This window comes from Methanoplanus endosymbiosus, assembly GCF_024662215.1.
GTDB classification, from domain to species: Archaea; Halobacteriota; Methanomicrobia; order Methanomicrobiales; family Methanomicrobiaceae; genus Methanoplanus; species Methanoplanus endosymbiosus.
This window is the reverse complement of record NZ_CP096115.1, coordinates 1,385,867-1,407,280: the sequence shown is the minus strand read 5'-3', so window position 1 is coordinate 1,407,280 and position 21,414 is coordinate 1,385,867. Positions and strand designations below refer to the sequence as shown.

The following is a 21,414-nucleotide window of genomic DNA, read 5'->3' as shown; positions in this document are numbered from 1 at the left end:
GTAATATTTACAGAATTATTAATCCGGACATTACTTATTATAATGTAACAAGTCCGGTCATCTAAAGCCCGAGAATATTCGTAACTGAAAATATGTAGAAGGCGTTGATGAATGACTCACCGATTAAAACACCGGCAAGGCATTTTTTAAGATGGATATTAAGCGATGCACTGACGTAGATTATCAGATCAGTATGCACAAACGGGCAGACACTCCACCCGGCAATGATTGGAATCTCCTTCTTTCTGAATAGATTTTTGATCCACACAATCTCTCCCGGAAATTTACTCTCAAAGTAATCACCAAGCTTAAGATATCCTGAATAACGGTACACAAGCGTTGCAGATACCAGAAATCCGGCAATATTGACGAAAAATACATGGTACGGGTTAAATACCAGGATTCCGACTATAAGAACCGGAGTTGACGGAAGAAGCGTAAGCCCCCGGAATGATAATACAATAAAGTAGATCATAAGGGCCGGAAAGTAATATTTTTCTGCAAATGCACCAAGCTTTGATAATTCAAAGAACTCAGGATCCAGAAAGTAAACTGAGAGGATCAGAATTACAGCAGTCAGCCATAATGCAAGGACAATCTTCCGGTCAAAGCTAAAGTGTCCCTTCATTAAAACCCCCTGTTACCACTCTTTGCAGCAGAGATCAGGAGAACTGCATATGCACCGTCTGTTCATGTATATGAGATCAGCATATCTGTTAATCCCGTATTTCGTGCGGATACATATGTTATCCGGATCTCTGATGTCATAAAAGATGAAGAAAAAGTTCTCTTTTTTATTGTCAGTGCCAAAACTCTCCTCAAATGAAGCTATGAAATTTCCGGATGAATCGTTCAGGCTGTAAATCTCTGAAAAATCCTCCTTTGAACTGGCATAAAATCCTGCCTCATGGCTTTCACTTCCTGCAAGCCGGATCAGAGTATCTCCGTAAAACTGCATGCCGGCAGGAGTTGAGATTATCACTGTCAGTGAAATAAGGGCGGTTGCCAGAACAACCATTAATGCAAGTATTATCTCCTTATTTGTTATTGCTGAGTTCTGCATCGTCCCTGCCGTAATTTTTCCTGATGACCGCTCTGATTGTCAGATTTACAATATTTATTCTGTTTATCTGCTGTTTTCCGTTCTTCTCCTGAAATAATCTTGTCAGCATAATTATTTCTTATAATACTTCCCTGAAAGAACCTGTTCACAGATATTCTGCAAGGGACAGTGTCCATTCTCTAATCTTCTTCCAGTCCCTGAAGTCACCCTCCGGTGCTTTTACTGCCTTAATCATAATTTTATGCAGGAATGATAGTTCCCTGTAAGTAATTTTTCCTGCAAAAAAACCTTCTGAAACCGGGTTTATCTCTCTTCCTGCTTCCCCTGAAGCCTCTTTTAGCTTCTCCCTGTTTTCAGGCGTATCGTCCTTCATTGAAATTCCGGCTGTGAAGAATGCAACCCTCTTTCCTTTGAGCACGGCAAGATTTCTCTGTACCATATTGGTGGCATCAGGGAGCCATTTTCCGGCGTAAACCGGACTTCCGATGACTATCAGATTATAGGCTGAGACATCATTTACATCCTCTGCCGCATATACATCTGCTGATAATCCCGTTTTTTTCAGTTCATCACCCATGAATTCAGCTATTTTATACGTGGAGCCGTATTTTGTAGCACAGGCAATGAGTATTCTGCCATTCATAATTTCCTCTATCGGGTTTATAACTGAATAAATGTTGGGGCGGAGGTTCTCTCCGGATGATGAACTGTACGATTGACATGGCATCAGCAATTTGTACCTGTGTGAGGGTGATCCTGTCAGGTATCTTTGTATGATGAACAGTATAACTGATATGGCAACAGGCAGGGTATATGAAACTTTTATCGACCCTGTTATTAATCTATAAACTGATAAAATATCAGGGAGTGTAAATATTTGACAAGGCTTGATGATTTTCTTCAGCCCCTCAGCCAGGGTGTCTGGGAAGTTGAGATTCCGAAGGAAAAAGTAACTGAACCACTTGGAGCTGAATGGCTGAAATCAGACATTAATGTGCCATCGCCGGAGACAATTGCAAGCTACCGCAAGGGAAGATTTCATGTTCATGAGACGGAGGGTGAGTGGCGGGTGCATCTTGACAGGTATGACCCAAAAAAGAACCCGATTCTACATCTGATTGACGATGCTCCCCTTCTCCTGATGATAGGTGACACCTTCATAACGTTAATATCAGACATCAGGAGAAAGGAGTTTAAGGATACAAAAAAAGTCCTTCAGGAACAGAAGAGGGAATGGCACCTTTCAGTTTTTGCCGGTATATTCCTGCTTCTCTTTGGATTTCATATCATTCTAAATCCGCTTAATATATTTCGGGGAGTTTTTGGATTCATAATTCCGGCGGCGATCTCAGTTGTCGGACTGCTTATGATCATTGCTCCTTTCAGAGCAAAAAATTCAGAATCATTCACATGGACGGATGTATTCAGAGGTGTGGCTGTTTTAATTGCAGGAATTGTGTCCTTTGATCTCTCGCTTCAGTTGTGGGTTACAGTTCTTATGGCAGTTTTGGGTTTATGGATGCTTGCAAGCGCCCTTATGCTTTTGATGCGTGTAAAAAAAGGAAGAAGTGCCGTTCCCGAAGGTTTCATAAGCCGTATGATTATTGCAGTAATTTCACTCCCACTTTCTGTGTATATGTTCGTGGAGCCGGCGACAATAATCGGAATTTTACTTATAACTCTTGGCCTTATAACGTCCCTTATCGGCCTGCTGCTCTTCGTAAACGGAATCAGGCTCTGGAGAGTTATGAAGAGGCAGATCTCTTCATAATTTTTTCTGATTTTCCCGTTAATCTCCAAAAAGGGAGCTTAAATTCCCTTCCTGAGGTTTAAAATAAGAACTGACAGTAACACCCCGGTTATTCCTGCAAAGACTGCAAATCCGGGAGCAGCTGCTGATTCAGTTTTCTCCCCTTTCTCTTCAGCATAGATAAGTTCACTATCAAAGGACGGGAATACTGACCTGCCCCATATCATCCGGCTGTTGTCAATGCGAATACTGCTGACTGAACCGTCAGCCGGAATTATAGACGAATCTCCTGTAACAGGATCGATTAGTATAATTGTGGATTCTGACTCGCTTTTAATCAGGCCGAATCCAACCCTCTTTCCGTCTGTGAAAGGTGAAGTTATAGTAGCTTTTCTCTCATCTTTTGTAAGTGAATCTGTGAATTCTCCGGTTAATGGATTTATGAGACCTGTCCTGCCGGTGGATATTTCATATATATAGGGTTCATCATAACTTCCCCTGTCAGTGCCTTCAAAAACTATTGTTGATTTTAAATATATTACGTAATCTCCTGCCATGTCAAAGGATTCAATACCGGAATTTGAAATATTGCTGTGTTCAGGGACAAATACAGATATGTTTTCCTTTGATTTGGTATTGTATATGTCAATTCCGCCACGGGGATTCTGATAAGCTATATTTTCATTGTCAAATACAATTCCCGCAGAGTCTATGGATTTTATCTCCGGAATTACAGTGTTTTCCTCTGTCCGGATGTCATAGATATTTGCAATGCCGGTGTATGAACTGTTGTCATCTTCCGACCAGAATATTCTCTCACCGCTTATCTTTGGCCATTTTGCGGTTGATGAGAGATTGAGGGCTTTTTTTGTGTTATCCTCATGATTTAACAGATATATTGTATTTGGTTTTGTCAGCGATTCATTCATCTCAAAGGGGTTCCCATCTTCCTCAAACCATACTGCGTAGCTGCCTGAAATTCCGTATCCTGTAACAGTCATGCCCGGAGACGGGGTGCCAATTATTCTGACTCTCTCTTCGTCTCTGTTGTAAAGGCAGATCCTGTTTAAACCTATGGCGTCAAAATAGAGTTGGATTTATAACTCCCTAAATCCCTCTCAAAACAGCCTACATTCCTTTTAAATTTTGATCTGACTTTCAATTCTAAATCAATGGTTTCATATATGTGGTGATATATATCACTATGGGTGTCATACATACGGAAATACACTCGTCACAACAAAAATGGAGATGTTAAGACCTACTTTGCTGAAGTTGAATCTGTTCGAATTGATGGAAAAGTTGTCCAGCGATACATCCGACCTTTAGGGACTGATCCATCTTTTCCAAATAATTTTACTATAGATAAAGACCATTTTTCTTTTTTAGCCAATCAACTAACTGAAAGAGAATTAACTCCAAATGAGGTATTAGATATGTTGGAAAATATGGGACACCCTGTCTCGCGTGAATCCCTTAAGAGTGTAGGTATTACCTACGACTTTGGAAAAAAAACGTACTCTATTTCCCTTTCCCACCCAAAGAACTCAAAAAAATCCATAACAGATGCCCAGTCTGTAAAAAAAGACTCTACGTCCAAAAAGCAGCTAAAAGAATAGTTAAAACATTATCGGGAGAGATCAGGTTTAATATAGTTTATAAATACTGTAAAGAACATGGTGCGTGTAATGAACCATTAATCTCAATTTTCAATCAAATATGCCCTGCCGGACGCAACTTTGATACTAAAATAATGGTTGCTGTTGGTTTATTGCGATTTCTTTTTGATTTCCAAAGAGATGAAATAAGAACCATTCTTTTATCTCGAGGAATTAGTATTTCAACTGGTGAAATATCTAATCTGTCTAAAGAGCTTTTGTTAAGGTTCTATGCTCTGCACAAAAGACATATGCCTCAAATGAAGTCCTTTTTTGAGAGAGAAGGTGGCGCAAAGCTTCACCTGGATGGGACCGGAGAAGCAGGAAATGAAATTGTTTTTATGGCAAAGGACGGGGATACAGGAATTACAATGGATGCCCAAATTATACCAACAGAGAGCAAAAAATATGTTAAAATCTTCCTGAATAACTTAAAATCACTATTGGGGGACCCAATAGTCATTGTTAGAGATATGAGCAAGCAGATTCGAGATGCAGCATTTGAGATTTTTCCTGACGTAAAGCACCAAATTTGTCAGTATCACTTCGTTAAAAATCTTGGTAAAACCATTTTTAAAACCAGATACTCTACTTTTCGCAAAGATATTGTGAAAATGAGGATCCTAAGTCAAATCAAGAAAATGAAAGGGGACCTCAGTGCAATAAAACATCATGGTTCTGAAAAAGATATATTCTTCGCAGAGCAAAAATGGATTATTCTTGCTATAGAGCATCTTCTTATCTGCCGTGAAAGGAGTTCAAATTACCCATTTGGTTTACCCTACTTTGAAATAATGAATAGAATTTTAGATGTCCAAATAATGGCCCACAAAATATTAGAATGGAATATGGCCCATAAAGTTAACGTATGTGAAATTAAGGAGTTTTCTGAAAAATTAGATGATATCACAAACAATGCAGGCATAAACTCCCAATATTCTAAAATTCAAAAGATATGGGAATGGTTTGAGAAAGTGAGGATTACTTTAAGGGTTGGCAGGCACTTAAGTCAAAATGGAAGTGATATGATAACCACAAATGCTCAAAATATGAGAGACGATTTTGAGATCATTCTGAATGCCATTGACATAGATGGAGTAACCAAAGGGGGCGAATTACTCCGCGGAGCAAGGCAAATAACAAACAACTGCAGAAAACACATGGATGAACTTTTTGTGGAAGTAAAAGACACATTTGGTAATGTAGTTGACATTATGAGAGATAATAATATTGAAGAACGCGGCCATAGGTGGAGTAGAATGCACATACGAAGACGAACCGGAAGAAATAGAACTACAAACGAAATGGCACAATATGGTGCACTAATGGCCATTTTCTCAAACCTTGAGAATGAAACTTATGTGAGAGAAATTCTCTATGACATAAAAGATTTTATTCGAGAGATACAGGATATTACAGCTGAAGAGATCAGCAGTGCAAGTGAACTGGTGAGGCCATATGCACATAAAGAAATTGTACATTCTGACAGTAAGAGATTGGAGTATTTGGAAGAATTCATAAACTTGCTTGAAGGTGGACGTTCAGCTGAAAAATGGCTATCAAAATTCAATATTTCCAACCGAATAATGACGCCATAGGTTTAAACTGAGATCCATACCTTCCGATTTCAGAAATATTATATTGTCCCCGGAGATGTCTCCTCCTGTAAAACTTCCGTTTTCAACAGGAATTTCAGTGTTTTCCCATACCGTTTCTGCCGATGCAGGGATTATCATAATAAGAACTGCAATTAATATTGCAGCATATCCAAATCCTGCCGTTCTGCTGTTCATAGAAATAACATTGGCTTTAATTATAATATAATCTGTGGCTGATTTTAGCTGATTTTCCGATAATTCCCGCAATGGGCAGTCAAATCCTGTATTGCCTTTTAAAATTCACAGATATTTATCCTCTGCAATCGCTCCGTCATGCAGCCTTATTATACGCTCAAAATATTCTGCATGCCATTCCTCATGTGAGACCATCAGAATGGTCTGCCCTGACTCCTCACTCACCTTTCTGAAGAGATCCAGAACATTTCCGGAATTGACGCTGTCAAGGTTTGCACATGGCTCATCGGCGAACATGATCTCAGGACTGTTTATTAGTGCCCTGGCGATCGATACCCTCTGCTGTTCCCCACCGGAAAGTTCAGACGGCAGGTGATCTGATCTTTCTCCTATGCCTACGGTATTCAGCATGGCAAGGGCTGATTTTTCTGCCCTCTCCTTATCTTCCCCTCTGGCAAGGGATGGCAGATATACATTCTCCACTGCATTCAGTTCAGATACAAGGGCATAGTCCTGAAAGACATAACCAAATCTTTTAAGCCGGAATTCTGTCTTTTCATGATCAGTAAGTCCGGATACATCAACCCCTCCGATCTCAAGGCTGCCCGACGTTGCATCGTCCAAAAGGCCCACGAGATGGAGAAGGGTTGATTTCCCGCTCCCGCTGGAACCTGTAATCCCGACAAACTCACCCTTTCCGACTGAAAAATCAACACCTCTCAGTGCATGAACCTCAACAGCACCCATCTTATAGATTTTTGTAAGATCCTGTGCTTCTATCAGCATCTACACTCATCTCCGGAAATAAACCGGCTGCCGGACAGATTGCCATAATCAGCTAATGTGATCATAAGTTTTTCCTCACCTCATTGCCTCTAAAATATTTTCTCCGGCAATTCTTCTGGCAGGGATATAGCCTGCGATACATGACACTGCTATGAGCATGACAGCATTCTCAATCAGAACGGCCGTTTCAACATAAGGAGTCACGTTTCCGTCGGGGAACTCCATCGGATGGGCTGTGAAATATGCAATTATGCCTTCAATGCCGATAAGTCCAAGAATTATCCCTATGATTGAGATCAGCAGCACCTGAATGACATAGGAGTTTACAATGATATTTTTGTGAATCCCGATTGCTTTTAAAATGGCAATCTGCTTTTTGTTGTTTATCGCTTTTATCATCATAACAATAAATATCACGACAATGGCTATTACAAGGCTTACCAGCAGAGATATGTTGTTTATAATGCTGAAAGTCTCAAGTGACTCCTCAATAATTCCGGTCATTGACTCCTCCCATGTCTGTATTTTATCGGGCACATTAAAGGTGAGCATGCTGTACTTCACCTCTTCTGGAGAGTAGCCTTTCATTGATTTTACCAGAATTTCAGACGCTTCGGTGTTCTCATATCCAAGTACAGAATTCATCTCATCCCATGTAACAAACGCCGATAGATCGACTGTCCAGGACTTTGTCTGAAAAATCCCTTTAATCCTGTACTCCTTTATTACTCCGTTTGCAAACGCAACTTCGATGGTGTCGCCTACTTTAGCCCCTCCAAGAGAATCAAAAAAGTCTTTCCTCTCGTCCTCGTTTCCGGCAACCTGAAAGCCGATTATTATCTCATCAAGATCTCCGCTTCCAAGATAATTGCCTTCAGTAATTGTCTCACTGACCTTTGTAACTTCAGTCTCATCCCTTGGCTTTATTGCGGTTACCGGGATGCTTATAGATTTATCCTCATTTGAGAGTGTAGCCCCGATAGAATAGTGCGGGGCTGCACGCCTCACACCCGGAATTCCATTGATCTTATCTGTCAGTTCATCTGATGAGCTGATAACCTTTTTATCATCATCTGGTTTTACTATCACATCTGAGGTCTCATAGTCAATCGTCTGCTCATAAAAGAGATTGACAGAACCTGAGATTATTGAGGAGAGGAGTATCATATTCATAAATACCATTGCAATGATCAGGACATTCAGTAAAAACCCTGCCCTGCCCCCCCTCTTAATTGCTCTTACAGCAAGAAATGCCGACACTTTAAGATCATTTTGCATCCGGTTGCCCTCATTTCTTTCTGGAGTAATAACGGTACGCAGCAAACCCTGCCACGGCAAGAACTGCTAAGACTCCGGCAATGCCCATCCAGCCGTTATCCTTTCTGATATTGAGGTTGAGCATGTAATTTTCACTGTATGCTCCGGTATCATCTTCATATTCTACTGTCAGGTTATACCGGTAATCTCCCGATTTTCCGGCGATGTATGTAAATACTGCCGGAGCATCATTGTTTGGCTTAATCTTTCCGACAAATGCACCTTTTGTCCCCTCAAAGGGAATGTCAGGGCTTGCATAGGTGGATTTTGCCTCACCTGTTCCTGTATTTTCAATTCTTATCAGGATCTCAAATTCATCCCCTTCAGATATAAGAACAGGGTCGGTCTTCAGTGAGGCAATGGAAAGTTCAGCATTCCCGCGAAAGTCAATTCCGGTTGTCTCAGTAACTGTCACATAATTTCCATCCGGGTTACTGTAGGTGATCTTCACAGGAAGATCATATATGCCGGTCTCTGCGTTTTTGTCTGTCTGAAGAGGAACTTTGAAGGCATAACTCCCGCCATATTTCATATCGCCTGCGTAAAATAGGGACTTTGCCATCGGAGAGACTGACGGACTGTCCGGTTCAATCCGTATGGTCAGATCCCCGGCAGTGCTCTCTCCTGTATTCGTAACCGTAAAGTCAACCGTGAAGTTATCGCCCGGAACTGCATATCCTGGATTTGTTCTCTCAAGGGTGATGACTGGTTTTCTCATGGCAGATATTGGCATATTGACATTAACAGGAACCGGGTATTTCAGATTTTCAGCATCTGAGACTCCGATTAGCAGGACCGGGAAATATATGCCCTTCTCTGATGGTGCCTGAATCAGAAATGTAAGTTTAATCTCCTGTCCGGGGCCGATGTCACCTGAAAACTGCGAATTTCCGCCAAGAACCTTAATATCCTTCTTTCCGTCAAGATACACCCCTTTTATTGTCGGATATATCTCTGTGCTGACTGTTGTCCCGTCACTAACTGCCGTTTTTCCGGTAGTCTTTGTTATAGTTGCCGCTGTGGCAGTATTTTTGATTGTAAATGTTATCAGCCCCTTCTCACCCGGCATCATCACCGCCGGTGAGACTTCTGTGTCAGTCACAATTACGGTGGGCTGATCTGCGACTGCCGGTGTAATCAACAATAGTGTTATTAATATTATCTGAAAGATTATATGAACTTTAATTCTGCCCGGATGTGCCATCTCATCATCACTCCTGAAAATTAATATTGCCCGGATGTGATTTAAATTAGGTGGCAGAAACTGTGGATGTCTGGCTACTTCTGAATTATATTTATCTTTTTTATCGAGTCGGGCCCGTCTGACGATATTGAAAAGGGTGCTCCGCCTTCCGGAATGATTGATATCCTGAACTCCTCCTTTGGGCCGGTCTCATATTCCGGACTGAGAAGAATTTCAATTGTGACTTTTTCAGTGCCTGACAGAATGTCTGCACCACTCTCTTTTTCAGCCCTGACAACTGCCCAGTGGTTTATCTCCGGCCCTGAAGAATTGTACAGGGGATCTGACGGAAGGATGTTAAGAATTGTGTCATAATTGGTGAAAGTGATCTTAAAATTATTGAGATCCTTTACATATTCAGACCTGTAGGGTGAGCCTATGGTTATTCTGAACCTGTTTATCTTATTGCTGGTATCATTGGCAAGGCCATAGACTGCACCTTCGGTTATAACCGGCTGTCCGGTTGTATCAACTGAATCATAGATCACCTTCTGTGACTTCTGAATGGTGAAAAATCCTGTATTTAGTGTTACAAATGAAAATGCAGCTGCCACTACCACGAATGCTATGAGAATAAGGACGGCCTCAAGCCCGGTGAACGCATCAGTATTTTTCATTTGGATCAGGCAGTGAATTATGATACAGCATTTTTAATAATTATTGGCCTTATGCCAAAACTAACGTTCCTGAATATTCTTTTTGGTCTGTGAATTAATCATATTATTCCTCTTAATCTGCTTTTATGGGTTCACATTGATCTTATCCGCAGTAAGTCCTTAAACCGGCAGTATATGAATCTTTTAACTGTCATTCCTCCAATAAACTGATATACCCTCCGGTTCTAATATGCAGGAAATGAGTGCTGTACCAAACCTTGAACTTCAGATGACCCTGCTCTTATTCTTTGCACTTGCCGGATACCTTCTGGCATCAAAGATAAACCAGTCTGCGGTGGTGGGCGAGATTATTCTTGGCCTTATAGTCGGCCCGTCTGTCCTTGGACTTATCACATATACCGAATTTGTTCAGGCCATTGCAGGCCTCGGCGCTGTCATTCTTATGTTTGTGATAGGCTTTGAATTTGAGATAAAAGATCTTACCAATATCAGGTACGGAATTATCGGGCTGATCGGTATAATTGTGCCCTGGATTGGAGGGTACTTTGTATCCATTGCTTTTGGTTACAGCCCGGAAAGTGCCCTGTTTATAGGTACGGCGCTTACTGCAACGTCCATTGCAATAACTGCCAATGTCTTAAAAGAGATGTGCCTGCTTGATACAAATGTCGCAAAGGCAATAATAGGAACAGCAGTTATTGATGACATACTCAGTCTGCTTGCACTTTCAGTGACAGCAGATGTCGCATCCGGAAATTTCACTCCTGAGAGTTTTATATTCATAATAGTGAAGCAGGTCGGTTTTTTGATCCTGATTGCACTTGTTGGAATCATGTTCGTCTCAAAGCTCATCAGGAAGATGGATAAAAGTCCGGTTGCGAAAAAATACCCGGAATTTGTCTTCATCTTTGCAGTAATGACGGCATTTCTCTTTGCCGCACTTTCAGAATTTATCGGCATATCTGCAATTATCGGTGCGTTTATCGCCGGAGTTTCCTTTAACGGAATAAACCTTGAACACAGCCACAATCTGGCGGAAGGGGCAGAATATCTTTATATAATATTTGCATCGGTGTTCTTTGTATCTCTTGGGATACTTGTTGACCTGAAAGTGCTGACGGCTTCCGTACTGGTATTCATATCTGTGATTACAGTTATTGCAATACTGACTAAAGTTATCGGCTGCGGCATTCCTGCAAAACTTCTCGGTTATTCCGGAAAGGACTCACTGGCAATAGGTTTTGGAATGTCTCCGAGAGGGGAGGTTGCGATGATCGTTGCACTGCTTGGGCTTAACCTCTCACTTATCGGGCAGGAGGTGTATGCCTCAATAGTTGTTATGAGCCTTCTGACAACGATTGTAACACCGCTCGTATTCAGGAACTGGCTCTTTAAAAAGGAGGTATCTGAATGTAAGTTATAACCGGAATATTTTATTCCGGCTATTTTACATTCTCTTTTGACTTATTTTTCGAAAGTTATCCTAAAACAGACACCTTTTCTGTAATCTCCGGCGACCCTGTCATTTACGGTTATATTTGCTTTATATCTTTCAAGGATCATCTGCACAATGGAGAGGCCCAGCCCTTTTCCGGAAGACTGAATCCTGCCTTTGTAATATCTCCTGAATATATCCGGTTTTTTATCATCCGGAATTCCGGTGCCGTCATCGCAGACATTAACAAAAACCTTCCCTTCTTCCTCTTTTGCAGATACTGTAATTGCGGTGTCCCTGCCGCCATGTTTTAAGCTGTTTCCAAAGAGGTTCAGGAATACCTCAGGCAGAAGTTCATCAGCTGTAACAGTAAGCCCGCAGTTATCATACTTAATATTGGCATCCGGGTAATTCCGGATGATCTCAGTAAGTATTCTGTCAAGAGATATCTTCTTAAGTTTCAGCTTATCTTCTCTGAAACGCCGGATAACAGATACATTCCTGATGATATCACTGCTCTGAACAACTCCTGATAGTGCCTTTTTCACATATTTTTCCGGTTTATCCGCTGAAATCTCTTCGAGAATTTCAAGATAGCCCTGTGATATAAGATTTGCATTGTTTATATCATGGGTCATAATGTCAAGGTAGAGGTTTGCCTCTTCATTGGCATATATAAGTTCTCTCTGGAGTTTTACAAGCCTGATAAATCCGCCTATCTCTTTTCCTATCGCTTCAAGAGTCTCCTTCTCAAGTTCTGAAAACCTGTGGATATTGCTTGTGGCAATGCTCAGTATTGCGATGGTTTTTTCATCTGTAATAACCGGAATTATGGCCATTGAGAAGACTCCGCTCTCATTCTCCTCATGCGGCACACCAAGATACTGCTCCGTGTAAATAGCTTTATTGTCCCTGAATACTCCTGAATAGTTTGAATTTTCTGATTTAAGGTTAATTTTGGAGTCAAAGAAGAGGTCATACAGTCCGTAATAGACATCCATGGATGCTGATCTCAGATTACTGTCGGGGAAATATATTGCTCCGGCATCGAAGTTCATCAGTTCGACTGTCATCCTCAGAGCAATGGGCAGAAGATCTCTCTGGTTTTCAGCAGACGATGTGGCACAGATTATTCTGTTTATTGTATGCAGTATTTTATTGAGTTTCATTACATGTACAACGCAGTCTGCCGGTTCGACTTCCGGTTCATATCTGAGGATAAATCCTTCTGATTTGTTATTGCCGCTGAATTTTCTGACTGAAAATATGAACCTGTTGCCGTTCAGGGTAATTTCTGTCTTTTTTATCGTATCCTTCTCTTCCGTATTTAGTTTAAGCTTCAGCTGTTCATTTATTTCCGGAATATGTTCTTTTGGACCTTCAGATTCGGATCTGCTTTTTTCATCAGGTAATTCCTGAATATATGAGATAATTTTATTGAATTTTTTGCTTAAATATAATATATTTATATTACTGTCACATATGATGCAGGGAACATCAAGTATCTCCTCAAGAAATTCCGTATCATGGCAGTCAAAATATTTCTGCATTGCATGATCACTTCTGTATTTTATATTTCATAATATTTGAGGTAGCAGAATTTCCGGTACGGTATCATTTTATATTCTCACACTAAATCTGGATTATATGGAAAAAGTTTCAACCCTTAAGGGAATTCCCGGAATGTTAAGGCCGTTTAAGGAATATGTTACTAATATGGATCTAAAAGAAGGCTCACAGATCGTTTATTACGGGTGTCCGGGTACATGCACACCGTTTGTGGAGCTGCTCTCCTATGCCATAAGGGATATGCCGGTACAGAATATTTTTGTTCCGCTTCTGGATGAATCTTCAGCGAAGTCCCTGGTAAATGTACCAAAAATCGGGATGCAGATCACAGGCGGGGCAGAAAAGGTTGATCCATCCTTAATTGTAATTCTGGGCGGACTTTCGATGGACAACGTCCCTGTCTCTGCTGCGGATATGAACGCAGTAATCTCAAAATATGACTGTACGGTCATCGGAAGCTGCTGCATGAGCATGTTTGAAAAATCAGGCTGGGTTAATGAGATTGACTTTGATCTGGTAATTGATGCAGTAATTGATCCTGTTGATCTTTACAGCAGGTAATTAACGTCTAAATGCTGACAGGAGGGTGATTTATTCATTATTTTCCTGCTTATGCAAGGGCTTTTTTTCGTTGGAAAAATCCAGTTTTTATTTTTTTTGATATTTCTTTAGGTTCGGGCTTTTAAAAGTCTGAATGTAAACGCTATTCCTCTCTCTCCTTCACCGATCTCTGAGTCTGTAACTGAAATATCACTGCCATATCTCTGAACAAGATTTTTTACGATATAAAGGCCAAGTCCCTTTCCTTCGGCCCCTGTGTTTTTAATTCTGCTGAACCTGTCAAAGATTTCATCTCTTTTCTCTTTAGGAATTCCCGGCCCGTCATCCTCAATTTTTATATCTATGTGTTCTCCGGAATCTTTTGCTGTAATTTTAATTTTTACAGTGTTATCGCCGTATTTTATACTGTTGCCGATGACATTTAAGAAAAGATCAGGGAGGAGTTCATCTGCCATAACCCTGCACCCTCCTCCGGAATATTCAATGGCTGAATCTTTGAAATGTCCTGCTGCATCTGTTACTGCTTTATCGAGAGATACAGGGATAAGCTCGGAATTATCCTCCCTTATTTTCCTGATGCCGGAGACCGATTCTATTATGCCTGCACTTCGCTTTGCTGCGAGTGATATTCGGTTTGCAAAATCCTCTGTTGATTTATCATCTGATTCCTCAAGCAGTCCTGAATATCCAAGAATAATTGTATTCAGATTGTTTATGTCATGAAGGAGAATGTCAAGGTAGAGGTTTGCCTCCTCATTGGCTCTTAATACCTCTTTTTCTGCTTCTATCCGGTCATTCAGGGCAGTGACTGCTTTATCCTTCATTCTCCTGTATGCCTCAACCTCTTTTCTGAGTTCAGTTACGTCCTCAATAATGATCATGGCACCTGAGATGCCGTTATCTCCTGTGTAAGGCATCAGGGTAAATGTCTGTGTTCTCTTCTCTCCATCTGGAAGGTAGGATGGAATCAGAGGTTCGTGAAGCTGAGATGAGAATATGTCGGGAGGGCCGCCGTTAAGAACAGACTTGATCCTGTCAAGATAGAGGGCATCTTTAAGGTGAGGGTAACATTCCAGAATAGATCTGCCTATTATTTCTGAATTTTTATTCGCCGACCATCTTTCAAGGATTTTGTTCCGGTAAATTATCCTGAAATTCCGGTCTATCAGGCATATTCCTATGGGGAAGTTCTCTGTTATTCTGAATGATTCCTGATTTGGCATATTAAATACTGTTTATTTTTTCCAGAAGTATGTCCATAGATCCTGTCTCAAGCACCATTACTATAGTCCCTTTAACATTGAGATCAGCAACACTGAACTTTGTCATTGCAATTATAATTCCGTCTTCTTCCATTATTTTTGAATGTGCGATCAGACTGTTTATTGATTCTTCGTTGTAAGCCGGAATTTCATAGTTCAGCGGGCTGTTAATTATATTTCCGACAGAACCCATCACGCCGTTGATAATTATATTCCCTATTTCTTTAAGTGTCTCTATCCTGATGGAATCAAGTTCCGCTGTTCCTGCCTCCTCGCCTGTTATTGCCATAACCAGATTTGCAGCACTGTCGGGCGGGAAGAGTACTGCTGTTGTTCCTGAAAATTCGCCTCTGAATTCAAGTTTTACAGTTGCAAGATTATCCTTGTTTTCAGCATTTTTCCTCTCACTGAATTCTTTTGGTGATATTATCTCAACATCCGGCACTGTAAGTGTGATGTGTGACTTTGTGATTTTATTCAGCATGCCCGCAGCACGGCCTATCCCGATATTTAATATCTCACGGACAGCATCGATATCATTTTCTGAGTATTTCTCCGGCATAAATGAATTCTCACTCCGTCAGCTCTTTTATAAGCGGGAGAAGCTCTTCTGTCTCAACCGGTTTATTTAGGAATCCACTGGCTCCGAGTTTCATACATCTTTCCTTTGTTGTATTCTGGATGTCTGATGTAAGAACAATTACCGGAACTTTGTAACCGGATTTATTGAATTCATCAAGGAAATGAAAACCGTCCATCTCAGGCATCAGCAGATCCAGAAGTATAAGATCCGGCATTTCGGATTTTAAAATTTCAAGGGCTGCCAGTCCGTTTTTTGCCTCTATATATTCATAACCTGATTCAGAGAGTATTTCGGTGATAATATTTCTCTGAAATAGTGAATCATCTGTGATCAGAATTTTAACCATAATTTTTCCTTCCTTAAATTATTTATTGATTTCAAAGTTCAATAAATTTGGTTTTGGTTCATCTGAGTGTTGGCTTTGATGTGGATTATTGTATTCCCGTTTATGGCATAATATCTGCCGTCCGGACAAAGCTAAAATGTCTTAAATTCAAAAAAAAGAAAAAAATTAGATGTATGGGTTGCGCAGACCCTTGTTTACACCAAAGGTTGCACGTGCCTCGACAAATTTCTTGTTCTTGTCGATCTTATCTGTTGCAAGTTTTGTTACAAGGTCAAGACCTGGTTTTACAGATGCAATGTCCTTTGTCTCGAAGTATCCTGCGTCAATTGCTTTTGACCAGACATTCTCTCCGTTCTTTGTGCGGACAAAGACTGTGCTCCATCCGTCCGGACTTCCTACTGATCCGGTTGAGACATCTGCAAGGTTTGCTACGTAGTCAAGACATACGTGGCATCCTGGCTGCTCATATTTGTGTGTAGCCTTGAGTGGAATCTGCGAAACTGCACCGCGTTCTGTGTAAACAGAGAACTTGCCTTTTCCGATGTCCATCTTGTCTGCGGATTCCATCTTTACATTGCAGTGGTCTTCAACTATTGCTTCAAGACCCTGGTATGGGAAGTTTTCCATGCAGAAGATACCGATTGCAAGAGCAATCTTGTCAGGCACTTTGCGCATTGCCATTGGGTAAAGCTGTGCTTTTCTGACTGCCTGCATCTGGCATGGTGTTCCTACAATACCTACTTTGTCAAGACCGTATGAACGTGTTGCTTCCTTGATGAGCATCATGTTCGGGCTGATTGTATAGCGGGTGCCGCGTGCTGCGAGAAGCTCTGCCCTTGTTGTTGCTACAACAGGTTCCGGCTTCCATGGTTCTTCGCCTGGTCCGGCGACGATTGCTCCGTCAATAATTCCTTCTTCAAGTGCGTATGCAAAGAGCTGGGTTACAATACCGCCGTCCTGCGAGCGCTTGAGGATTTCTGCATCTGCTGCACGGGCTGAGATTACTGATTTATAGTTACCAAGCACCATTTCACTCACCTCCCTTGCCCATTGCACCATCAATTGCTTCCATTATGCCCTCAAACTGGTTGATGACATCGAAGTTGAAGAAACTGCGTGGGCACTGTGCGTAGCATGCTCCGCATTTGATGCACATGTCACGGTCAATGGCAGGTCTGCCATATTCCATTGTGATTGCACGGACAGGGCAGCTTGCTGCACATGTTCCGCATCCCATACAGAGTCCCTGGTTTATGACATCATACATAAGGTCACATCCGCAGGCTTCTGTACCGCGCTTTGCAAGGTCCATGAGAGGCTTTAAGTATGCTGCTGCAAGCTCCTTCTGCTCATCAGTTCCCTGAAGAAGCAGGTATGCCATAACACATACATTTCTGATTGATTCTGCACCCGGAGGGCATGATGGTATGACGATATCAACATCAATCAGGTCTCCGATTGGGACATATGACTCATGCTGGGGCTGGTTCCACTGACCACCACGGCAGAATCTTGTGATGTTTCCGTATGCTGCACATCCTCCAAGAGCAACGACAATCTTTGCCCTCTCTCTTGTTTCTTTGATTTCTCTAACTGAGGTCTCGTCCTGAAGACATACTGACCCCTCTACAAGTGCAACATCCATTTCAGGGATGTGCCTGACATCTGCTAATGTCAGACAGTAGACGAGGTCTGCATAGTCATCAAAAATTTTGAAGAGGCCTTCATAATTGTCTGCAAGTGACACGAGACATCCGGTACATCCGGACATGTGTACGTGTCCAACTGTTATTTTATTTGCCACAGGCTTTTCCTCCTTTTTATCTCCATCCAGCGTTTGGCGAGTCTCCACATCATTTGGTTTTTCGGCAGGCTTTTTGGCAGGTGCTTCTACTACCGGTTCAGGAACAGGTTCTTCCTTTTTGATGGAAGCGTCTTCTGTTTTAACAGCCGGCTCAGGAGCCGGTTCTTCCACAATTTCAGAAATTTCCTCTTCCTTTTTTATTACCGGAGTTTCAGGCTTCCTGACCTCTTCCTCCTCTTTCCCTGTGAAGATCTCTTTGAGACGTGATAGTAGTCCCATAATCCACTCCTACTTCAGCTAATGCAAGATGCACTGCTTTGGGAATGGCCTCCCTGACAGATTCAGTGACCCAGAATTCGGCATCATCTGCCTCATTATCGATCTGGGAGATGTCAATGCTTTCCGGCTGGCACCCGAATATTATTATATCTGTTCTCTCTGCAAGCACCTGAAGAGGTTCCTTAAGTCCCCAGGAATGGGGATCGGTGTACGCTCCGGGAGCGAGAAGATCCGGAGTAACTCTTGTAATTTCACCCGGTCTACCACCAAAGTCCATGATGTCAAGTATAACCATTTTTTTAACGGTTATATCTGCCTGAGCCATCATGGTAAACAGGTAATGCGGACCTGCAAGGCCTGCATCAAGAGTTTTAATATTCTCCGGGAGATCCAGTTTTTTCAATTCGGAGATGACTGCGGGCCCAAAACCGTCATCGGTCTGGAGCGTGTTACCGCACCCGACAATCATATATTCTGCGTACCAGTCCTGCATCAACATCAGACTCACTGAATTAGCTTCTGGGCGACTACCTTCTTCTCTTCATCGACCACCATCATGTGTGTAGCACAGGACACACATGGGTCGTAGGCGCGAACAATAACTTCTGCAAGCTGCCATGGTGCACCTTCAAGTGCACGGCTGCATGTCGGGAAGTTCCATGTTGTAGGCACAAGCAGTGAATACCACTGTACACGTCCGTCCTTTACCTTTGCAAGGTGGACATCTGTACCGCGTGGTGCTTCATTTGCTGCCCATCCGAGTGAACCGTCACCCTGTGGGATCTCGTCTGCAAGTACTGAGCCTGATGTATCAATTGCATCAATTGCTTCAATCATGCTGTAGAAACAGTCAGTATATTCCATCTGACGTGCAATCTGAAGACCCATTGCACCTTTCATGTCATAATTGCGGAACATTGCAAGACGTGCACGTGGGCCGACCTCTACCGGCTGACCGTCATACATCGGCACTGCGGTGCAGGCTTCCATCTGTGGCCATGCCTTGTTTCCGGCAGGAGTGGTTGCGTGGTTTGGATAGTTTGGATCGTCAAGTGTGATCTCCTGTTCACCCATGTACCAGTCCCATGGCCGAACTTCTGTCCAGCGCTCAGGGAACCACTTTGGATCTGCATCCAGATTTGAACTGCCGTAGAGTGGATCTGTTGCCATGTATCCCTGGATATGTGATCCGAATCTCTCGGTCTTTTCTACTTCATATCCGGATGCAACAGATGCAGTCGGGCGGTTATTCCAGTCCTTAAAGACTGTGATCATGAACTCCATGTGTTCACGTGCAAGTTCTGAACCTTCTTTTGCAAGGTCAAAGAGCTTTGATTTAGCACGTGGTGTGATGTTCTTGTACATACCGCCGACACGTGGATTGCTTGGGTGGATAGGTTCTCCCCCGACAATCTCTCCGGCAGTCTGGGCAATCTCACGCAGTCTCTGAATACGGAGTGCTACACTTCTGACAGGTTCTTCTGCTGTGAACGGGTTGATGTGTGTATCTGTACCCGGAAGATACATGTCAGGGAGTGACAGTATGTTGTGCAGTGCGTGGCTGCTGACTCTGTTTGCGCACTGTAGAATTATACGGAGAAGGTAAGCGTCATCCGGAATTTCACATCCGATTGAACCTTCCATTGCTTCGATTCCGGCGAGGGTATGTGCTATTGGACAGATACCGCAGACACGTGATGAAATCTTTGGTGCCTGATGCATTGACTTTCCAATGGCAAGTTTTTCAATACCCCTCACTGGTGTAAGACTGAGCCAGTCACCACGCTCGATAATTCCCTCGTCATTGACTCTGAGAACGAGCTTGGTGTGCCCCTCGTGTCTTGTAGTTGGGGAAACCTCTACAACTTTCGACAAATTTATCGCCTCATTATTTTATTTATTTGTTCAATTCGCTATACTCGTGTAAACACACTATGTTATTTTGCAACACACGTACCTTGAAATCAGTACGCTAATTTCTAATTTCAGTTTTATCGTTAAAAATACCTTTCGTTGTTAATTAGCCGAGTATTATTTATTTTAAAAAAAGTATTATTTTTTACCCATGTGTGGTTCATTATGTGTCACTGGGTTGTCTCTGTTTTGACTGATATTGCTACGAAAAAATAATAATCCGGAATAATCAGTAGGTTTCGTTCATTTCAGCACGGAGTTCTGCAATTGTTGCTTTCCTCTCCGCATAGGCATCGTGCTGGTGAATACTCTCTTCATTTGTCTGCCTTATTGTAATGAGTGAATCTCCGGGCAGGAATTCAAAATCAAGCAGAACCCTTTTGGCCATCTCGCGCACACAGTCTTCAACAAATCTTGCGTTTTTGTGCGCTGAAAAGACGACATGGCTCTCATCGCCGCGTTTGAGAAGTTCGTAGATTTTTGCACTCATTGAGTTTTTAAGGACATTGATGATCTTCTCAAGATTTACATGCTGATCATCATCCGTTTCAATGCAGAGGAATCCCTGCCCACGCTGGTTGTGGGTTGCCATTGGAACTTCATTTAAGAATGTCTCAATCTTCTCCTCTTCTATGCCTAAGTCACGGAGTTTATTGTGAGCAATCTCCTTCATTATGTTCTGTGCACATGGGCATGCGGTAATCCCTGTTACCTGGGCACCTATGCTTTTTCTGACAATCGGATTTGTGTTGTTTCTTTTTGCAACCGCTCTTGCGACCACGTTTACAACTTCGTCACATTCAGTCTTTGAAACCGGAGTTTCGCGTCTGATCATGAATGTGCTCTTCATCCTGACTTCTGTTCTGTCAGCATATTCATGGTGGTCGAGGAGTTTTCTTGCCACTGAATTGCATACTTCCTCAATACCGTCAACCTCTCCCTCTGTTGCCTGCTGAAGAACTTCATCTATTACTTCGAAGTTCCTTGACATGTTGGCACCTTTAAGGCTGCTTGGAAGGTCAACATAAACATCGAAGTTCGAGATAAAAATTACAGGCCGTCTGCCTGGTCTTGCAACTTCAATGAGTTTTTTTACGTTTCTGACACCTACCCTTGTTAAGTTGATGCGAACATCCGGAAGGGTGGACTGTGTATCTGGTAGATCCATCTGATTTAACCTCTGTCCTAACCTGTCCGGGATTTTTTGCGGGATATATTCATAAGAGCCGCATCCTTTCCCGGGTGGTTCCTATAGTAAATAGTCTCTTTAAGTTTTTTGTGGTGATATTATAATATTTATGAAGTTGGCCGGGAACTTCTGTGTATGAGTTTGTAATAATCAGTATTTATGACTGTACGTTAGTTTTATTGATCTGTTATTATTCCGGCAGATATTGTACCCTTAAATCTCTTTATTTTATGTTACATTCAATT

Annotated in this window: 24 protein-coding genes and 1 pseudogene; 7 read left to right on the top strand and 18 right to left on the bottom strand. The window is 42.0% G+C overall.

Annotation, left to right across the window (positions count from 1 at the left end; translation table 11 throughout):
- Positions 1-61: 61 nt before the first annotated feature.
- Genes L6E24_RS06125 through L6E24_RS06110 form a run of 4 tightly spaced genes read right to left on the bottom strand, consistent with a single transcriptional unit; the run spans position 62 to position 1,790 of the window.
- Positions 62-628, bottom strand: a complete 567-nt coding sequence (locus L6E24_RS06125; RefSeq protein ID WP_257743820.1) for a VTT domain-containing protein — start codon at positions 626-628, stop codon at positions 62-64.
- Positions 629-640: 12 nt separating this feature from the next.
- Positions 641-1,063, bottom strand: a complete 423-nt coding sequence (locus tag L6E24_RS06120; RefSeq protein ID WP_257743819.1) for a hypothetical protein — start codon at positions 1,061-1,063, stop codon at positions 641-643.
- Positions 1,038-1,172, bottom strand: coding sequence for a hypothetical protein (locus L6E24_RS06115; protein ID WP_257743818.1), 135 nt, complete (start codon positions 1,170-1,172; stop codon positions 1,038-1,040). The genes L6E24_RS06120 and L6E24_RS06115 overlap by 26 nt, the downstream gene beginning before the upstream one ends.
- A gap of 36 nt (positions 1,173-1,208) precedes the next feature.
- Positions 1,209-1,790: a flavodoxin domain-containing protein gene (locus L6E24_RS06110; protein ID WP_257743817.1), complete on the bottom strand. Its 582-nt coding sequence runs from the start codon at positions 1,788-1,790 to the stop codon at positions 1,209-1,211.
- 150 nt (positions 1,791-1,940) lie between these two features.
- Here L6E24_RS06110 and L6E24_RS06105 point away from each other — a divergent pair, with 150 nt between their 5' ends.
- On the top strand, positions 1,941-2,834 hold the full coding sequence (locus L6E24_RS06105) for an HdeD family acid-resistance protein (protein WP_257743816.1): 894 nt from the start codon (positions 1,941-1,943) through the stop codon (positions 2,832-2,834).
- Positions 2,835-2,872: 38 nt separating this feature from the next.
- Here the strand turns inward: L6E24_RS06105 and L6E24_RS06100 are convergent, their stop codons facing one another.
- Positions 2,873-3,814 carry a hypothetical protein gene (locus L6E24_RS06100; RefSeq protein ID WP_257743815.1) on the bottom strand — a complete coding sequence of 314 codons (942 nt, stop codon included), beginning with the start codon at positions 3,812-3,814 and terminating at the stop codon, positions 2,873-2,875.
- A gap of 207 nt (positions 3,815-4,021) precedes the next feature.
- Between L6E24_RS06100 and L6E24_RS14845 the strand changes: the two are divergent.
- The 4 genes and pseudogenes from L6E24_RS14845 to L6E24_RS06085 form a co-directional block, all read left to right on the top strand.
- A pseudogene (locus tag L6E24_RS14845) lies at positions 4,022-4,093 on the top strand (hypothetical protein); the annotation flags it as partial.
- Positions 4,094-4,249: 156 nt separating this feature from the next.
- A complete protein-coding gene (locus tag L6E24_RS06095; RefSeq protein WP_257741296.1) occupies positions 4,250-4,432 on the top strand; it encodes a hypothetical protein in 183 nt (60 codons plus the stop codon).
- Positions 4,433-4,566: 134 nt separating this feature from the next.
- Complete coding sequence (locus tag L6E24_RS06090) at positions 4,567-6,069, top strand: transposase (protein WP_257741295.1); 1,503 nt, start codon at positions 4,567-4,569, stop codon at positions 6,067-6,069.
- A 55-nt stretch (positions 6,070-6,124) separates the two neighbouring features.
- Entirely contained in the window at positions 6,125-6,295 is a 171-nt protein-coding gene (locus L6E24_RS06085) for a hypothetical protein (RefSeq protein ID WP_257743814.1), read from the top strand.
- A gap of 74 nt (positions 6,296-6,369) precedes the next feature.
- Here L6E24_RS06085 and L6E24_RS06080 read toward each other — a convergent pair whose 3' ends face one another.
- The 4 genes from L6E24_RS06080 to L6E24_RS06065 form a co-directional block, all read right to left on the bottom strand.
- Entirely contained in the window at positions 6,370-7,047 is a 678-nt protein-coding gene (locus L6E24_RS06080; protein ID WP_373021265.1) for an ABC transporter ATP-binding protein, read from the bottom strand.
- A gap of 78 nt (positions 7,048-7,125) precedes the next feature.
- Positions 7,126-8,328 (bottom strand): ABC transporter permease, encoded by a 1,203-nt coding sequence (locus tag L6E24_RS06075; RefSeq protein ID WP_257743812.1) that lies wholly within the window; start codon positions 8,326-8,328, stop codon positions 7,126-7,128.
- A 10-nt stretch (positions 8,329-8,338) separates the two neighbouring features.
- Entirely contained in the window at positions 8,339-9,571 is a 1,233-nt protein-coding gene (locus L6E24_RS06070) for a COG1361 S-layer family protein (RefSeq protein ID WP_257743811.1), read from the bottom strand.
- 74 nt (positions 9,572-9,645) lie between these two features.
- A complete protein-coding gene (locus L6E24_RS06065; RefSeq protein WP_257743810.1) occupies positions 9,646-10,227 on the bottom strand; it encodes a flagellin in 582 nt (193 codons plus the stop codon).
- 229 nt (positions 10,228-10,456) lie between these two features.
- Between L6E24_RS06065 and L6E24_RS06060 the strand changes: the two genes are divergently transcribed.
- On the top strand, positions 10,457-11,650 hold the full coding sequence (locus L6E24_RS06060; protein WP_257743809.1) for a cation:proton antiporter: 1,194 nt from the start codon (positions 10,457-10,459) through the stop codon (positions 11,648-11,650).
- A gap of 41 nt (positions 11,651-11,691) precedes the next feature.
- On the opposite strand, the gene L6E24_RS06055 is transcribed toward L6E24_RS06060, so the two are convergent.
- A complete protein-coding gene (locus L6E24_RS06055; protein ID WP_257743808.1) occupies positions 11,692-13,212 on the bottom strand; it encodes a GAF domain-containing sensor histidine kinase in 1,521 nt (506 codons plus the stop codon).
- A 97-nt stretch (positions 13,213-13,309) separates the two neighbouring features.
- Between L6E24_RS06055 and L6E24_RS06050 the strand changes: the two genes are divergently transcribed.
- Positions 13,310-13,792: a DUF2124 domain-containing protein gene (locus tag L6E24_RS06050; protein ID WP_257743807.1), complete on the top strand. Its 483-nt coding sequence runs from the start codon at positions 13,310-13,312 to the stop codon at positions 13,790-13,792.
- Between the two features lie 107 nt (positions 13,793-13,899).
- Here L6E24_RS06050 and L6E24_RS06045 read toward each other — a convergent pair whose 3' ends face one another.
- The 8 genes from L6E24_RS06045 to mptA all read right to left on the bottom strand — a co-directional run bounded on the left by L6E24_RS06045 (position 13,900) and on the right by mptA (position 21,148).
- On the bottom strand, positions 13,900-15,015 hold the full coding sequence (locus tag L6E24_RS06045) for a PAS domain-containing sensor histidine kinase (RefSeq protein ID WP_257743806.1): 1,116 nt from the start codon (positions 15,013-15,015) through the stop codon (positions 13,900-13,902).
- 1 nt (position 15,016) lies between these two features.
- On the bottom strand, positions 15,017-15,616 hold the full coding sequence (locus L6E24_RS06040) for a chemotaxis protein CheC (protein WP_257743805.1): 600 nt from the start codon (positions 15,614-15,616) through the stop codon (positions 15,017-15,019).
- Between the two features lie 10 nt (positions 15,617-15,626).
- Complete coding sequence (locus tag L6E24_RS06035) at positions 15,627-15,983, bottom strand: response regulator (protein WP_257743804.1); 357 nt, start codon at positions 15,981-15,983, stop codon at positions 15,627-15,629.
- Positions 15,984-16,148: 165 nt separating this feature from the next.
- A complete protein-coding gene (frhB, locus tag L6E24_RS06030) occupies positions 16,149-17,012 on the bottom strand; it encodes a coenzyme F420 hydrogenase subunit beta (RefSeq protein WP_257743803.1) in 864 nt (287 codons plus the stop codon).
- 1 nt (position 17,013) lies between these two features.
- The gene (frhG, locus tag L6E24_RS06025) at positions 17,014-18,066 is read right to left on the bottom strand and encodes a coenzyme F420 hydrogenase subunit gamma (RefSeq protein ID WP_257743802.1); all 1,053 of its coding nucleotides are present in this window, start codon (positions 18,064-18,066) and stop codon (positions 17,014-17,016) included.
- The gene (gene frhD, locus L6E24_RS06020) at positions 17,999-18,565 is read right to left on the bottom strand and encodes a coenzyme F420-reducing hydrogenase, FrhD protein (RefSeq protein ID WP_257743992.1); all 567 of its coding nucleotides are present in this window, start codon (positions 18,563-18,565) and stop codon (positions 17,999-18,001) included. The genes frhG and frhD overlap by 68 nt, the downstream gene beginning before the upstream one ends.
- Before the next feature lie 5 nt (positions 18,566-18,570).
- Positions 18,571-19,941, bottom strand: coding sequence for a coenzyme F420 hydrogenase subunit alpha (frhA, locus tag L6E24_RS06015; RefSeq protein ID WP_257743801.1), 1,371 nt, complete (start codon positions 19,939-19,941; stop codon positions 18,571-18,573).
- Positions 19,942-20,209: 268 nt separating this feature from the next.
- The gene (mptA, locus tag L6E24_RS06010) at positions 20,210-21,148 is read right to left on the bottom strand and encodes a GTP cyclohydrolase MptA (protein WP_257743800.1); all 939 of its coding nucleotides are present in this window, start codon (positions 21,146-21,148) and stop codon (positions 20,210-20,212) included.
- Between the last annotated feature and the right edge of the window lie 266 nt (positions 21,149-21,414).

Coding starts and splice junctions, on each gene's coding strand:
- L6E24_RS06125 (WP_257743820.1), bottom strand. CDS start 628: ATGAAGGGACACTTTAGCTTTGACCGGAAGATTGTCCTTGCATTATGG.
- L6E24_RS06120 (WP_257743819.1), bottom strand. CDS start 1,063: ATGCAGAACTCAGCAATAACAAATAAGGAGATAATACTTGCATTAATG.
- L6E24_RS06115 (WP_257743818.1), bottom strand. CDS start 1,172: ATGCTGACAAGATTATTTCAGGAGAAGAACGGAAAACAGCAGATAAAC.
- L6E24_RS06110 (WP_257743817.1), bottom strand. CDS start 1,790: ATGCCATGTCAATCGTACAGTTCATCATCCGGAGAGAACCTCCGCCCC.
- L6E24_RS06100 (WP_257743815.1), bottom strand. CDS start 3,814: ATGACTGTTACAGGATACGGAATTTCAGGCAGCTACGCAGTATGGTTT.
- L6E24_RS06095 (WP_257741296.1), top strand. CDS start 4,250: ATGTTGGAAAATATGGGACACCCTGTCTCGCGTGAATCCCTTAAGAGT.
- L6E24_RS06090 (WP_257741295.1), top strand. CDS start 4,567: ATGGTTGCTGTTGGTTTATTGCGATTTCTTTTTGATTTCCAAAGAGAT.
- L6E24_RS06085 (WP_257743814.1), top strand. CDS start 6,125: ATGTCTCCTCCTGTAAAACTTCCGTTTTCAACAGGAATTTCAGTGTTT.
- L6E24_RS06075 (WP_257743812.1), bottom strand. CDS start 8,328: ATGCAAAATGATCTTAAAGTGTCGGCATTTCTTGCTGTAAGAGCAATT.
- L6E24_RS06070 (WP_257743811.1), bottom strand. CDS start 9,571: ATGGCACATCCGGGCAGAATTAAAGTTCATATAATCTTTCAGATAATA.
- L6E24_RS06065 (WP_257743810.1), bottom strand. CDS start 10,227: ATGAAAAATACTGATGCGTTCACCGGGCTTGAGGCCGTCCTTATTCTC.
- L6E24_RS06060 (WP_257743809.1), top strand. CDS start 10,457: ATGCAGGAAATGAGTGCTGTACCAAACCTTGAACTTCAGATGACCCTG.
- L6E24_RS06055 (WP_257743808.1), bottom strand. CDS start 13,212: ATGCAGAAATATTTTGACTGCCATGATACGGAATTTCTTGAGGAGATA.
- L6E24_RS06050 (WP_257743807.1), top strand. CDS start 13,310: ATGGAAAAAGTTTCAACCCTTAAGGGAATTCCCGGAATGTTAAGGCCG.
- L6E24_RS06045 (WP_257743806.1), bottom strand. CDS start 15,015: ATGCCAAATCAGGAATCATTCAGAATAACAGAGAACTTCCCCATAGGA.
- L6E24_RS06040 (WP_257743805.1), bottom strand. CDS start 15,616: ATGCCGGAGAAATACTCAGAAAATGATATCGATGCTGTCCGTGAGATA.
- L6E24_RS06035 (WP_257743804.1), bottom strand. CDS start 15,983: ATGGTTAAAATTCTGATCACAGATGATTCACTATTTCAGAGAAATATT.
- frhB (WP_257743803.1), bottom strand. CDS start 17,012: ATGGTGCTTGGTAACTATAAATCAGTAATCTCAGCCCGTGCAGCAGAT.
- frhG (WP_257743802.1), bottom strand. CDS start 18,066: ATGGGACTACTATCACGTCTCAAAGAGATCTTCACAGGGAAAGAGGAG.
- frhD (WP_257743992.1), bottom strand. CDS start 18,565: ATGTTGATGCAGGACTGGTACGCAGAATATATGATTGTCGGGTGCGGT.
- mptA (WP_257743800.1), bottom strand. CDS start 21,148: ATGGATCTACCAGATACACAGTCCACCCTTCCGGATGTTCGCATCAAC.